At 70.6% G+C, this 13,569-nt stretch carries 13 protein-coding genes; 6 read left to right on the forward strand and 7 right to left on the reverse strand.

The window, feature by feature from the left end; genetic code table 11:
* Positions 1-9 precede the first annotated feature (9 nt).
* A complete protein-coding gene (locus FFI97_RS23820; protein WP_139701552.1) occupies positions 10-1,125 on the forward strand; it encodes a type VI secretion system protein in 1,116 nt (371 codons plus the stop codon).
* Between the two features lie 19 nt (positions 1,126-1,144).
* Here FFI97_RS23820 and tssJ read toward each other — a convergent pair whose 3' ends face one another.
* Entirely contained in the window at positions 1,145-1,663 is a 519-nt protein-coding gene (gene tssJ, locus FFI97_RS23825; RefSeq protein WP_070063888.1) for a type VI secretion system lipoprotein TssJ, read from the reverse strand.
* A gap of 71 nt (positions 1,664-1,734) precedes the next feature.
* Between tssJ and tssA the strand changes: the two genes are divergently transcribed.
* From tssA to FFI97_RS23850, 5 genes are all read left to right on the forward strand, one after another.
* Positions 1,735-2,766, forward strand: coding sequence for a type VI secretion system protein TssA (tssA, locus tag FFI97_RS23830; RefSeq protein ID WP_139701553.1), 1,032 nt, complete (start codon positions 1,735-1,737; stop codon positions 2,764-2,766).
* Positions 2,767-2,815: 49 nt separating this feature from the next.
* Entirely contained in the window at positions 2,816-3,328 is a 513-nt protein-coding gene (gene tssB, locus FFI97_RS23835) for a type VI secretion system contractile sheath small subunit (RefSeq protein WP_062482197.1), read from the forward strand.
* A gap of 53 nt (positions 3,329-3,381) precedes the next feature.
* Positions 3,382-4,875, forward strand: a complete 1,494-nt coding sequence (tssC, locus tag FFI97_RS23840) for a type VI secretion system contractile sheath large subunit (protein ID WP_056584579.1) — start codon at positions 3,382-3,384, stop codon at positions 4,873-4,875.
* Positions 4,876-5,027: 152 nt separating this feature from the next.
* Positions 5,028-5,507 carry an Hcp family type VI secretion system effector gene (locus FFI97_RS23845; RefSeq protein ID WP_056584576.1) on the forward strand — a complete coding sequence of 160 codons (480 nt, stop codon included), beginning with the start codon at positions 5,028-5,030 and terminating at the stop codon, positions 5,505-5,507.
* 88 nt (positions 5,508-5,595) lie between these two features.
* Positions 5,596-6,096, forward strand: a complete 501-nt coding sequence (locus FFI97_RS23850) for a peptidoglycan-binding domain-containing protein (RefSeq protein WP_062482201.1) — start codon at positions 5,596-5,598, stop codon at positions 6,094-6,096.
* Between the two features lie 71 nt (positions 6,097-6,167).
* Here FFI97_RS23850 and FFI97_RS23855 read toward each other — a convergent pair whose 3' ends face one another.
* From FFI97_RS23855 to FFI97_RS23880, 6 genes are all read right to left on the reverse strand, one after another.
* Complete coding sequence (locus tag FFI97_RS23855; protein WP_139701554.1) at positions 6,168-6,962, reverse strand: PP2C family protein-serine/threonine phosphatase; 795 nt, start codon at positions 6,960-6,962, stop codon at positions 6,168-6,170.
* Between the two features lie 43 nt (positions 6,963-7,005).
* On the reverse strand, positions 7,006-8,679 hold the full coding sequence (tagH, locus tag FFI97_RS23860; RefSeq protein ID WP_139701555.1) for a type VI secretion system-associated FHA domain protein TagH: 1,674 nt from the start codon (positions 8,677-8,679) through the stop codon (positions 7,006-7,008).
* Positions 8,680-8,793: 114 nt separating this feature from the next.
* On the reverse strand, positions 8,794-9,189 hold the full coding sequence (locus FFI97_RS23865; RefSeq protein ID WP_062482207.1) for a DUF4150 domain-containing protein: 396 nt from the start codon (positions 9,187-9,189) through the stop codon (positions 8,794-8,796).
* Between the two features lie 11 nt (positions 9,190-9,200).
* On the reverse strand, positions 9,201-9,872 hold the full coding sequence (locus FFI97_RS23870) for a DUF3540 domain-containing protein (protein WP_070063883.1): 672 nt from the start codon (positions 9,870-9,872) through the stop codon (positions 9,201-9,203).
* A gap of 27 nt (positions 9,873-9,899) precedes the next feature.
* Positions 9,900-10,955: a pentapeptide repeat-containing protein gene (locus FFI97_RS23875; protein WP_139701556.1), complete on the reverse strand. Its 1,056-nt coding sequence runs from the start codon at positions 10,953-10,955 to the stop codon at positions 9,900-9,902.
* On the reverse strand, positions 10,952-13,558 hold the full coding sequence (locus FFI97_RS23880; RefSeq protein ID WP_144004517.1) for a DUF2169 domain-containing protein: 2,607 nt from the start codon (positions 13,556-13,558) through the stop codon (positions 10,952-10,954). The genes FFI97_RS23875 and FFI97_RS23880 overlap by 4 nt, the downstream gene beginning before the upstream one ends.
* Positions 13,559-13,569: the final 11 nt, after the last annotated feature.

Consider the following 13,569-nt stretch of genomic DNA (forward strand, 5'->3'; position numbering starts at 1 on the left):
TTCCCCACCATGTTCGACACGCTGTCACCCGTGCACCTCTTCTGGCCGCTGCTCGCGGTCTGCCTCGCCGGCCTGGCGCTGCTGTACGCCGCCGTGCGCGACGCCGGCCGCGGCGCGCGGCGGCGAGGCCTGCTGCGGCGCGTCGACGCCCTCGGGGCGCCCGCCGACCACGCCGCCGTCGACGCGCTGAAAGAGGCCATGGCACAGGCGCGCACCTCGCTGCGGCAGGCGCCGCGCACGCGCGCGACGGCGCCGTGGTTCCTCTTCATCGGCGGCCCGGCCACCGGGCTGCCGGGGCTGCTCTCGGCCGCCCGCGCCGAATGCGTGGCGCCGCCCGCGAACGAGGCACCGGGCACCCCCTGGTGGCGCTGGTGGACCACCGGCGCGCTGACGGCCATCGAGCTGCATCCCGACGCCATCGGCGACCAGGCCGGCACGGCGCCCGCGCGCGGGCTCTGGCTGCAGTCGCTGCTGGCGCTTGCCGAGCGACGCGAACGCCTGCCGCTGCATGGCGTGGTGGTGTGCGTGGCGGCCGGCGACCTGCTGTACGGCGACCCGGCCCTGCGCAAGCGCGCCACCGCGAACATGCGCCGCCTGCTCGACGAAGCCAGCGACACGCTGCGCCTGCAGCTGCCGGTCTACCTCGTCGTGACGGGCCTCGAGGGCCTGAAGGGCTACGCCACGCTGCGCGCCGCGCTGCCGCCCGAGGTGCTCGCACAGGCGCTCGGCCACCGCGTGGAGCACCCGTTCGCGGCGCACGCAGCGCGCGCCGCCGACCGGCTCGATGCGCTGTTCGATCCGCTCGTGGCGCAGCTGCACGGCCTGCGCATGGCCCTGCTGCGCGAGCAGCCGGGCCCCGCGGGACGGCTCGCGCTGCATGGCTTCGTGGAGAGCGTGCGCACCTTGCAGCCGGCCTTGCGGCAGGTGGCGCAGGGGCTGTTCGAGGGGCACGGCAAAGGGGTGCGCGCGCCGCGCTGGCGCGGGCTGTACCTCACGGCGACGGCATCGGAGAACGGCACGGGCGCCGCGTTCGTGAGCGACCTGTTCGGCCGCTTCCTGCCGGCGGACCAGCCGCTGGTGCGGCCGGGGCGCTTTGCGCCCACGGTGCCGGCGGAACTGCGCTGAGGCCGCCGTGCAGCTGACGCTACTTGGCCGCAGCGTCGACGCGGATCTGCCGCGCGCCAAAGGTCACGTTGAGCACCTGCGCCTGGCCCGGGGTGACCGCGCGCACCTCGCGCCAGCGCGCGCGGTCGAGGTCGCGGAACGCGGCCATCACGCCGATCGCCTTGGCATCGGCCGGCAGGGTGAGGTCGAGCTTCTTGCTCTCGCCGGGGCGCAGCAGCATTTCTTCGCGCTGCACCAGTTCGGCGCCGAGCGTGGCCTGGTCTTTCTCGAACAGCGAGAAGAAGTCGGCGCCTTCGAAGGGCCCCGGCGTCTTGAGCGCATAGACGCGCACCGTGAGCGGCGAGGCGCGCCCGCGCGCATCGGGGTTGGCATCGGCGCCGGCCGTGAGCGTGATCGACACCGGCGTGACCACCGGTTTGCTCGCGCAGCCCGCCATCAGAAGACCCGCTGCAGCAAGGCCAAGGGCTGCGATACGGCGTCGCGATGCGACAGCAAGGAGGCCCTCATAGGACGAATGGTGTGTACCCAGCGTGCGCATGCTATTCCCTTCGTTGCATTGACCGGTCCTGACGCATCTTTGATTATCACCAGCGAACTCGAACAGGCAACATGCTGACTCCCCAACTCGTCGACGCACTGCTCACGCCCATCGGCGAGGCCTCGCCTTGCGGGGACGACCTGGAGTACGACGCGGACTTCATGGCCCTCACGACTGCGGCGCAAGGCAAGGCCGAGCAGCAGTTCGGCGACACCGTGATCCCCGCCGTCGAACCCGACTGGCGCGACGTGGCCGAACGCGCCGATGCGCAGCTGCGCCGCAGCAAGGACGTGCGCGCCGCCGTGCTGCTGCTGCGCGGCGCGACGCGCCTGCAGGGCGTGGCCGGCTTCACGGCGGGCCTGCAATTGCTCACCTCGCTGCTCGACACCTTCTGGGACGGCATACATCCAAAGCTGGATGCGGACGACGACAACGACCCCACCATGCGCCTGAACGCGCTCGCGCCGCTGAGCGACGACAGCATGGTGCCGCGCGACCTGTACGACGCCGCGGTGGGCAACGCGCCGGGCGTGGGCCCGATCCGCGTGCGCGACATCGCCATCGCGCACGGCGTGCTCAATGCCGTCGGCGGCGAGGCCTCGTATTCGCCTGCGCAGGTGCATGGCGGGCTCGAGGCCCTGCACGCCGCACACCCCGAACAACTGCAGGCCGCCATCGGCCTGCCTGCACTGCTCGACCGCCTGCAGAAGCTGCTGGGCGAGCGCACCGGCCGCACCGATGCGGTGGACCTGGGCACGCTGCGCACCGTGTCGCGCGCGGTCGCCAAGGCCTGCACGGCGGCAGCCGGCGCACCGGAAGCCTCGACCGATGAAGGCGCAGCCGAAGGCGGCGACGCCCCGGCCGGCAACGCGGCCCGCCCGGCCGCGCCGCGCGGCGAGATCCAGAACCGCCAGGACGCGGTGCAGATGCTCGACCGCGTCATCCGCTACCTCGAACAGGCCGAGCCCGGCAACCCCGCGCCGCTGCTGATCGAACGCGCCAAGAAGCTCATCGGCGTGAGCTTCCTGGACATCATGGCCAACCTCGCGCCCAACGCGATGGACACCATCGAGACCGTGACGGGCAAACGCCAGTCCGAATGACCGCCGCCGTTTCCACCCGTCCCCTTTCATTCCCGCAAGGAGCATCGCCATGGCCAAGAGCAGTCAGAAATTCATCGCACGCAACCGCGCGCCCCGGGTCCAGATCGAATACGACGTGGAGCTCTACGGCGCCGAGAAAAAGATCCAGTTGCCCTTCGTGATGGGCGTGCTGGCGGACCTGTCGGGCAAGCCCGCCGACCCGCTCGCGCCCGTGGTCGATCGCAAGTTCCTCGAGTTCGACGTCGACAACTTCGACGCCCGCATGAAGGCCATGAAGCCGCGCGCCGCCTTCGCGGTGGAGAACTCGCTCACCGGCGAGGGCGACCTGAAGGTCGAGCTCACCTTCGACAGCATGGACGACTTCTCGCCCGCGGCCGTGGCCCGCAAGGTGGGCGCGCTGAACAAGCTGCTCGAAGCGCGCACGCAGCTGTCGAACCTCGTGACCTACATGGACGGCAAGGGCGGTGCCGAAGACCTGCTGGCCAAGGTGCTCGAAGACCCGGCCCTGCTGCAGACGCTGGCCGCCAGCAAGAAGCCCGGGGACGGCGAAGCCGCCGCCTGAGCCTCATCCCCGATTCCTGACAGACACACACCGGTACACGAGGAGAAACCATCATGGCCGACGCACTCGAGCAGAGCGCACTGAAAGACGTTGCGTACGCGGGAAGCGACTTTTCGTCGCTGCTGCAAAAAGAATTCAAGCCGCGCAGCGACGAAGCCAAGAGCGCCGTCGAAGCCGCCGTGCTCACGCTGGCGCAGCAGGCGCTGAGCAACAGCACCGTCATCGGCAAGGACGTGACCAAGTCGATCCAGGCCATGATCGCCGCGATCGACGCCAAGCTCACCGACCAGGTGAACAAGATCATCCACCACCCCGACTACCAGAAGCTCGAGAGTGCGTGGCGCGGCCTGCACTACATGGTGAACAACACCGAGACCGACGAGAACCTGAAGATCCGGGTGATGGACATCTCCAAGCAGGAGCTGGCCAAGAACCTCAAGAAGTTCAAGGGCGCAGCGTGGGACCAGAGCCCGATGTTCAAGAAGATCTACGAGGAAGAGTACGGCCAGTTCGGCGGCGAGCCCTTCGGCGCGCTGGTGGGCGACTACCACTTCGACCAGAGCCCGCCCGACGTCGAGATGCTCGGCGAGATGGCCAAGATCGCCGCCTCGGCGCACGCGCCCTTCATCACCGGCGCGAGCCCCAACCTCATGCAGATGGAGTCGTGGCAGGAGCTGGCCAACCCGCGCGACCTGACCAAGATCTTCTCCACGCCCGAGTACGCCGGCTGGCGCTCGCTGCGCGAGTCGGACGACTCCAAGTACCTGGGCCTGTGCATGCCGCGCTTTTTGGCGCGCACGCCCTACGGCGCCAACACCAACCCGGTGGAAGAGTTCGACTTCGAGGAAGACACCGCCGGCGCCGACCACAGCAAGTACGCCTGGGCCAATGCCGCCTATGCGATGGCGACCAACATCAACCGCTCGTACAAGCTGTACGGCTGGGGTTCGCGCATCCGCGGCATCGAGTCGGGCGGCGCGGTGGAAAACCTGCCGCTGCACACCTTCCCCAGCGACGACGGCGGCGTGGACCAGAAGTGCCCCACCGAGATCGCCATCAGCGACCGGCGCGAGGCCGAGCTCTCGAAGGCCGGCCTGCTGTCGATGATCCACCGCAAGAACTCCGACTTCGCGGCCTTCATCGGCGCCCAGTCGCTGAACAAGCCGGCCGAGTACGACGACCCCGACGCCACGGCCAACGCCAACCTGGCGGCGCGCCTGCCCTACCTCTTTGCCTGCAACCGCTTTGCGCACTACCTGAAGTGCATCGTGCGCGACAAGGTCGGCAGCTTCAAGGAGCGCGAGGACATGCAGCGCTGGCTCAACAAATGGATCATGAACTACGTGGACGGCGACCCCGCCAACTCGTCGGAGACCACCAAGGCCCAGAAGCCGCTGGCCGCCGCCGAGGTGATCGTGGAGGAAGTCGAGGGCAACCCGGGCTACTACACGTCCAAGTTCTTCCTGCGCCCGCACTACCAGCTCGAAGGCCTCACGGTCTCGCTGCGGCTGGTGTCCAAGCTGCCGACGGCCAAGGGGGCCGGTTGAAAAAAATCTGCGGATTCTTCTTGAATTCCGGGTTCCGTTTCGTTCTATGAGTAGCTGCCGGGCATCGGAACTTTTCTCCCACCGCCGGCAGCCATTTTTTTCGTTTCGATCATCAACCGCCCGAATGCAATCGGGTTCCAAGGAGTAGGAACATGTCATCTGACTTTCACATCAAGCTCGACGGCGTCAAGGGCGAGTCTTCTCACAAGGACCACAAGGACGAGATCGAGATTTCGTCGTGGTCCTGGAACGTGAGCAACGCATCGGGCGCGGGATCGGGCGGCGGTTCGGGCAAGGGCAAGGCCACGCCGGGTGAATTCAATTTCACGCACACCTACGACAAGGCATCGCCCGTGCTCGCCAAGAACTGCGTGAGCGGCAAGCACTTCAAGGACATGGTCATGACCTGCCGCAAGTCGGGCGAAGGCCAGCAGGAGTACCTGAAGGTCACGCTCAAGGAAGTCTTCATCTCCAGCGTGGGCCCCGGCGGCGCACAGGGCGGCGACGTGCACGAGCAGGTGTCCTGCAGCTTCAAGGACATCGAGTTCGCCTACAAGGGCCAGGACGAAAAGGGCGCCGGCGGCGGCGAGGTGAAGTTCGGCTGGAACGTGGCCACCACCGAAACCCGCTGACGGGCGACGGACCCGCCAGCCCCGTCCGCCCCAGGCACCGCACGGTGCCGGGGCCGGTCCCTGCCCGTGTCCTCACCGGAGCAATGCCATGGCATTCAGCACCACACTCATCGGTACCAGCGGCAAGCTGCACACGACCTACAACTCCGATTGGTCGGTCGGACGGATCGGCTCCAACACGCGTGAAGACGTGATGCTGGTGCAGGCCCTGTTCAAGATCTTCTACTACGAGCTGCTCGGCTTCAACCACGACTTCGACCCGCCCCCCGGCGCGACCGAGGTGATCGTGGTGGACGGCTACTACGGGCCGGTCACGCAGAAGCACATCACGCACTTCCAGGAACAGGCGATCGCACGCGGGCGCAAGGTCCTGCCGGACGGCATCTTCGATCCCTTCCGCGAGCCCGGTGCGTCCAGCACGATCAGCAAGACGCGCTACGCGCTCGACCTGCTGAACAACGGCTGTGCCAACAGCTGCGAAGAGCAGAACATCGACAACTACAGCAACCTGCCGAACCGGGAAGACATGCCCGCGTTGCTGCGCAGTGCGCTGAAGAAAGTCAAGAAGAAGGCCAGCAAGTACAGCTGAACAGTCTCAGCGCCCCCAGGCAAAACGCCCATCCATCGGATGGGCGTTTTGCTTGAAGGATGGCGCCACGCTCAGGGGTCTGTCGACGCGACGTTCTCGGGCAACAGCCGCGTCATGTCGTCGTCGGCGTCCTCGATCACCCACAGCGTGAGCGCCGTGTAGTTGTCGTGGCCCGGCTTGGCGTTGGCCTTGATCTGCGCGTCGAGCAGCTCGGTCCACTGGCTGGGCGTGCGCGATGCGTGCAGCGTGTCGACCAGGCACTCGTCGCCCAGCGGCTCCCACACGCCGTCGCTGCACAGGAGCAGCACGTCGCCGGGCAGCAGGCGCATGCGGTCGGACACCGCGATGTCGGGCGCCTCCTCGATCGAGCCCAGTGCCGACAGCAGCATGTTGCGCTGCGGATGCAGGCGCGCGCCCTCCTCGTCGAGCATGCCGCCCGCCACCATCTGCTGCACCAGGCTGTGGTCGGTGGTGCGCGCCACGATGGCGCCGCCACGAAACAGGTAGGCACGGCTGTCGCCGCTGTGCACCCAGGCCAGGACCTCGCGCTCCAGGTCGATCACCGCGAACACCACCGTGGAGCGCATGCCGGCGAGCTTGCCGCCTTCGGCCTGGCGCGCCACCACGTCCAGGTTGGCGCGCTCGATCAGCGCGCGCAGCGCGGCCTCGTCCATCGACGGCGCCCCCGAGAAGCCGCCGAGCACGCTGGCGCGCACCGTGGCCGCCGCCACGTCGCCGCCGCCGTGGCCGCCCGCGCCGTCGGCCACCAGGCAGGCGACGTAGCGCTCGTCGTGCCAGTGGCCGTGCACGTCCTCGTTGTAGGTGCGCCCGCCCTGCCGGGAGAGCGTGACGATTTCGATTTCCAAGCGGGGTGCCTCGCGAGTGCTGGGGGTTGTTCTGGTTGTCTTCTCAGGTGTCGGACTTCAGGCGCGCCATCTGCTCTTCGTAGGCCGCGAGGAAGGCCTTGCCGAAGAGGCTGTGGAAGTCGTCCTCGGCCTCGCTCGCGATGCCGCCGTACAGCGCCACGAACTGGTCCCAGAGCTTGGCCTTGCGGTTGGCGGCAAAGAGCGCGTCGAGCGCGGTCTTCGCGCTGATCTTCTTCTCGAGCTCGGCCGGCTCGAAGCGCCCGATGACATGGGCCAGCGCCGCGCGCATGCCCACCATCACGCCGAACTGGTGCGCGCGCAGGTCGTCGAAGGCATCGCGCATCGCGGCCTCGGGCGGCATGAAGCCGCGCACGCCGGGGCCCAGCAGGTGCGCCAGCGCGACCTCGACCGTGGGCGAGAACTTGAGCGGGTTGTTGGCTTGCGACGCGATCATCGTGACCTCGGCGCGCACCTCGCGCTTGAACTCCTGGCGCGTGAGCAGCAGCTGCAACGTGCCCTCGGTGGCGGTGCGCAGCATCGAGCCGATGCGCTCCATGAGGCCGGGCGTGAGCATCTCGGGCGGCTGGTGCGTGCTGGCCAGGCCGCGCAGGAAGGCGGCGAGCAGTTCGTCGTCGGAGGCGGCGCGCGGGGGCGAGGCTGCTACTGGAGTTGCCGGCGGCGCGACGTACACGGGCGGCGGTGGTGGCGGGGGCGGTGGCGGCTCCGCAACCCGGCCGGCGTTCTCGGGCCCGCTGATGCGGATCGGCTGGCCGGTCACGTCGTCGAACTTCGCAAGCGGGGCCACGGGCGCAGGCGCAGGAGGGGGCGGCGGCGGTGGCGGCGTGATGGCCTTCGGCGGCTCGAAGCCGAACTGGTCGATCGGCAGATGATCGGAACGCGGCACCGGCGTGGCGGGCGCGGCGCGCTGCAAGGCGGCCAGCGGGTCGGCGTCCGACGCGGTGTTGGGCTGCAGCAGCGGATCGGCCAGCGGCGACAGCGCGAGCGGATCGCCGCCGATGCCGCCGGCGCCCGGCGAACCGCCGAACAGGTCGTCGATGCTCGCGGCCTTGCCGTGCGCGGGCGGCGCGCCCAGGTCGGAAAAATCGTCGAGCACGCCGAGTCCGGCAGAGGGCGCGGCCGACGGCGTGGGGCCCAGCAGGTTCGCGAACGGGTCGACCTGGTCGGCCTGCGCATTGCGCGAGCCGCTGGCCATCGGGTCGGGAAAGAGCAGCGACTCGGCGGGCGCGGCAGCGCGGGCTGCCGCAGGCGCCGGCGCGGGAGCGGCCGGCGATCCCAGCCCCGCGAGCAGGTCGGCGAACGGATCGTCGCTGCTGGCGGCAGGCGCGGCGGCCGGCGCCGACATCACGGTGTTGGGGATGACCGGTGCGCGGGGTGCTGCCGCAGCGGCCATCACGCGCACCGAGAGTTCGAAGCTGCCGATGACGAGCCGCGCGCCGTCGGTCAGCGCCGCTTCCTTGCCCGCGCCCAGCGACACGCCGTTGCATTGCATCGCATTGCTGCCGCGATCGACGATGAAGTACTGCCCGTCGCGGCACAGCACCTGCGCGTGCACGCGCGAGACGGTGCGGTCGGGGTCGTCGAGCACCAGCGCGTTGGTGTCGGCGCGGCCGATGGTGCCGCCGCCGGGTCCGAAGTCCGCGGCGATGGACGGTCCGGCCGGCATGCCTTGCCGGGTGATGACAGCGATATGGATCATGAATCGGCCCCCGATGGCGGCTGCGCCCGTGCAATCTCGCAAGGAGTATTCATTCCGTGGGACCGGTTGGCAATCTCGCCTTAAGAGGTATGCCGCATGCGCGCCGTCGCGGCCTCACGGCGCCAGCAGCAGCACGAGCGACTGGCTCGGCACCGCGCGCACGCCCGGGCAGTTGGTACTGTTCTGCAGCGAGTTGCTGGTCAGGCGCGTGGCGGGCATGCCCTGGAACAGCACGGTGAACGCACCCGTGAGATGGCGGCACGGCCCCATCACGGTGCCGGACGCCACGCCCAGCAGCACCCCGGGGTTGTCGCCGTTGCTCATCGGGATCGTGGTGCCCAGGTTGTGCGCCGGGCCGCCCATGATGAGGATCGTGGGGCAGTTGGGAATGGCCATCGCGCCCATCGCGATGTTCGGGTACGGAATGGGCAGCGGCGACGGCGCGGCCGGCGTCATGCAGACGTCGGGGAAGGCCATGTCGGTGCCCATGAGCTGGCAGTTGGCGAACATGGGACGTCTCCTCAACCGAAGTGGATCTGCGCGCCGCGCGTCTTGACCAGCTTGCCGCCGTTGACCATCACATGCTCGGCCTTGAGCTGCATCAGCTGCTGCGCCTCGTGGTCGATGTGCATGGCCTGCACGCGGTCGGTGCCCTGCGTGGTGCGCAGGTAGTGGCGGCTGAAGTGGGTGACGCGGTCCATCACGCTCGAGAGCACCGAACCGACGAACTTGATGGTGCCCGCGCACAGCCGGAACTGCCGCGCGGCCACCTCCACCTCGTCGGCCACCAGGTGGGTGCGGCGCCCGCGCAGCTCGAGCTGGTCGGCATCGAGCTGCAGCCGCGCGGCCTCCAGGTGCAGGGCGCCGTCGCACCGCAGCACGGCCGGCTGCGCCGCGTCGCGCTGCAGCACCGCCAGCACCCACAGCTCCGACGGGCCGGTGCGCAGGCAGGCCACGGTGTCGCCGACGGCCGGCACCAGCAGGCAGCTGGCCGCACGCCGCGCCTGCACCTCGCCCCGCAGGCCGACGCGCACACGCACGGTGGCATCGGGCCCGACGGCGGTGACGAGGCCGCCCTGGCAGGCGCCGGCGATGGCGACGGTGGGGTCGACCGCCGGCGCGCAGACCGGTTGGCTCTGGCTGTGCGGGCTGCGCTGGCTGGGGCTTCTGCCGGGGGTTCGGGTCTTGCTCATGGGGCTCTCCAGGATGTGCGGATGGGGTCAGGCGGCGGCGACGGCGCGCCAGCGCTCGGCCTCGGCGCGCTGCGGGTCTTGCGTCAGCGCGCGGGCGTGGTCGTCGATGCGCGCGCCTTCGGTGAGCGCGCCGTGCAGCTGGGCGCGCAGCAGCGAGGCGCCCTCCATGTCACAGCCGCGCAGGTCGGCGTGGCTGAGGTCGGCGTGATCGAGCACCGCGTTCTGCCACTGCGCGCGTGCCATGCGCGCACCGGCGAAATGCACCTGGTGCAGGCGGGCGCGTGCGAACACGCTGCCTTCGAGCAACGCGCCGGTGAACAGCGCCTGCGTGAGGTCGGCGCCCGAGAAGTCGACGCCGGCCGCCTGCGCCTCGCAGAAGATGGCGCGCGGCGCCTGCACGCCGGCCAGCCGCGCACCGCCCAGCAGCGCGCCCTGGAAGCTGCACTGCGGCAGGCGGGCGTCGGTGAAGTCGGCGCCCTGCAGGTCGACCCCGGCGAACTGGCAGCCGCGCAGCGACTGGCCGCGAAAGTCCTGCCCCGCCAGGGGGGTCTTGACGAACACCGTGCGCTCGAAGTTGCCGCCGCTCCAGGCCAGGTGACGCACGTCGCATTCCATCAGCGTCGCCTGGCGCCAGTTGACGCGCTCCGCGCTGGCATCGAACAGGCTGCACTGGTTGAAGGTGGCGTTGTCCAGGCTCGCGTCCTGCAGGCTGGCGTGGGCGAACTTGCTGCGGTTGGCCACGAGCATGGACGCGTCGGCGCCGGCCAGCCGCGCGTGCGACACCTCGCACTCGTTCAGGGTGGTGGCATGCAGCCGTGCCTCGCCCAGGTCGGCGTGCGTGAGCTGGCACTGGTTGAAGGTGGCCCGCCGCAGATCGGCCGTGCCCAGCAGCGTGCCGCGCAGGTCGCACTGGTCGAACACCGCCTCGTGCAGGTCGGCGCCGCGCAGGTCGGCCCGGCGCAGGTCGACCTTGCTGAACAGCGCGCCGGCCAGCGCGGCGCGCGCAAAGTGGCCGCCCTGCAGATCCAGCGACTCGATGGGCTCGCCGATGGCGGCGGCCATGGCCAGGACTTCGGGCGTCATGGCACGGGCTGCGCCTGCTCGGCGGCGCTCAGCCGCGGCCAGGTGCGGGTGCGTGTGAGCAGCGCGTCGTCCAGCCGCACGTCGCCGTCCAGGCGCACGCGCGACAGGTCGGCCTGGAACAGGTTGCTGCGCCGCAGGTCGGCGCCGCGCAGGTCGGCGTGCTGGAGCATGGCGTCGCGCAGGTCGGCGCCGGACATCCGCGCCCCGCGCAGCACGGCCTTGCGCAGCAGCGCACCGCGCGCCGAGGCCAGGCGCCAGTCGCTGCCGGGCATGCGCGCGCCGGTGAAGTTGGCGCCGTCGGCCACGGCGCCGGCAAAGCTGGCGTCGGCCAGCGCCACGCCGCCGAAGTTGGCATGCGCGAGGTCGGCATGGCCGAGGTCCGCGCCCGTCATGTCGCACGCGGGCGTGACGACCACGCCGGCGGCGCGCGCCTGCGTCCAGCGCGCGCCCTGCAGTTGGCAGTCGACGAAGTTGGCGCCCGCGAGGTCGGCGCCGCGCAGATCGACACCGCGCAGGTCGCACTCGACGAAGCTGGCGCCGGCCAGCGTCGCGCCCGTGAAGGCGACGGTGCGCAGGTCCGCGCGATAGAACACCTGCCCGCCGGCCTGCGCCTCGCTCCAGTCGCAACGGCCCCAGGCCGCTTCCAGCAACGAGGTGCCGCCCAGCTGCGCGCGCGCGCCGCGTGCGCCTTCCAGCCGGCAGCGCTCGAGCACGGCGGTGCGCAGGTCGGCGTCGTCCAGCACGCAGCCGTCCAGGCGGCTCGCGCCCAGGTTGGCACCCTCGAAGCTGGCGCCGATGGCGATGGCGCCGCTCAGCTCGGCATGCGCCAGCACCGCATATGAAAAGTTGGCGCCCGAGAGGTTGGCCTGGCGCAGGTCGGCGCTTTCGAGCCAGGCGCCGGTGAAGTCCGCGCCGCGCAGGTCCAGCCCGTGCAGGTCGGCGCCGGTGAGGTCCATGCCGCGGAAGGCGCGAAAGCCCGATGCCGCCGCCCGCCGGATCTCGTCGCGCAACGCCGCGGCCGCATCGGGCGCCATGCGATCGACCGGCGGCTGCTGGTGCGCCGCCTGCAGGTAGCCCAGCGAGTCGGCGCCCTCTTTCTGCAGCAGCGGGCCGTAGACCACCTCGGGCCGGAAGTCGCGTTTCTCGTGCCGCGCGGTCTGTTCGAGCTGCTTCAGGTCCTGCTCGGCGCGGTAGGTGGGCGGTCCACGGTGCTGCAGCTGCGCCAGGTCGACGCCGCGCTCGCGCGCCATCGCGATGGCCTGCTCCATGTGCGCGAGCACGTCGTTGAGTGCATGCAGCTGCTGCAGCTCGGAGGCTTCGATCTGCCGCTGCAGCACCTCGGCCAGCTCGTCGGGCTTGGGCACGGGCTCGCGCGGCGGCATCGTCACGCCCAGCGCGTCGGGGTCCTTGCCGAGCCCGCGCAGCTGTTCGCGGGCCATGGCCACATCGAGTTCGGCGCGCCGGTACTGGGCCTGCGCCTGCACGCCGTCGCTGGCGAAGGGCGCGCGCGCGGCCTCGGCATGCGGATCGGTGATGTCCAGGCCCTCGGGCAGCAGGTCGCTGTCGCGCAGGCTGTGGACCAGGCCCAGGCGCGGATCGGCGCGCTGCGCGATCACGTGCAGGTAGTGCGCATCGGGGCGCGGTGTTTCGGTGATGCGCTCCACGCCGCAGGTCATGCCGCGGATGTCGCTGCCGTCGTCGCTGGCCATCTCCGCCAGGCCGTGGAAGACCAGCACCAGCCGCTGCGCATGCGGAAAGCACCACACGGTGGTCAGGCGCATCGGCACTTCGCGCAGCGCGTCGTCCTGCCCCGCGCCCATCGCGTAGGCGGCGAACACGCGCGCGCGCAGGCCGGGCAGGCGCCCGGTGAGCGTGGGGTGCTCGGGATGCAGGTGGACGAACTCGAGCTCTTCGTCGCCGCGCAGCGGTTCGGCAAACCACTGGTCGGCGGGGGCCACGTTGAAGAAGCGCCAGTCGGTGTCGGGCGCAAAGCCGGGCGCGTGCTCGCGCATGTACTCCGGCCCGTAGGTGCCGCGCCAGGCGGCACGCGCCGGGTGCATTGGATCGAGGCGGCCGAAGCCGGCCGGCTCCGCCACCTGGTCGGGATGGTGCAGCGGTGCGTGCGGCCATTCCACATTGGGCAGCGGGCGCACGCCCTGCACGGCGGCCCGGCCGATGCCCGCCGGGTTGGCCGCGAAATCGGCACCGCCGTAGGCGCGCTCCCAGCCGATCGGCATCTGCGTGTAGGGCTGCGGCGCGCTGGCGCGTTCGCCCTCCCAGTGCCGGTCGCCCATCACCACCAGCGTCTTGCTCACCGGCCCCACGCGCACGCGCACCGCGCAGCCGGTGGCCGGCGCCGACGGCGGGCAGGCCCGGCCGTGCACCAGGAATTCGGCGGTGAGCTTGGCCACGCCTTCGTCCACCAGGGGCTCCGCCATTTCCGCGGCCAGAAAGTCCCACATCGACTGCTCGCCCCACAGCCGGCCGTGCGTGCCCTGTTCCAGCGGCACATGCAGCAGCGCGCTGATGCACAGCGCGCGCCGGCCCCGGTACTCGATCGGGCGGGTGGACAGGCCCAGGGCCTGCGGCTTGTTGATCTGCATCGCGTGCGGTC

Source organism: Variovorax sp. KBS0712 (assembly GCF_006323185.2).
Classification (GTDB): domain Bacteria; phylum Pseudomonadota; class Gammaproteobacteria; order Burkholderiales; family Burkholderiaceae_C; genus Variovorax; species Variovorax boronicumulans.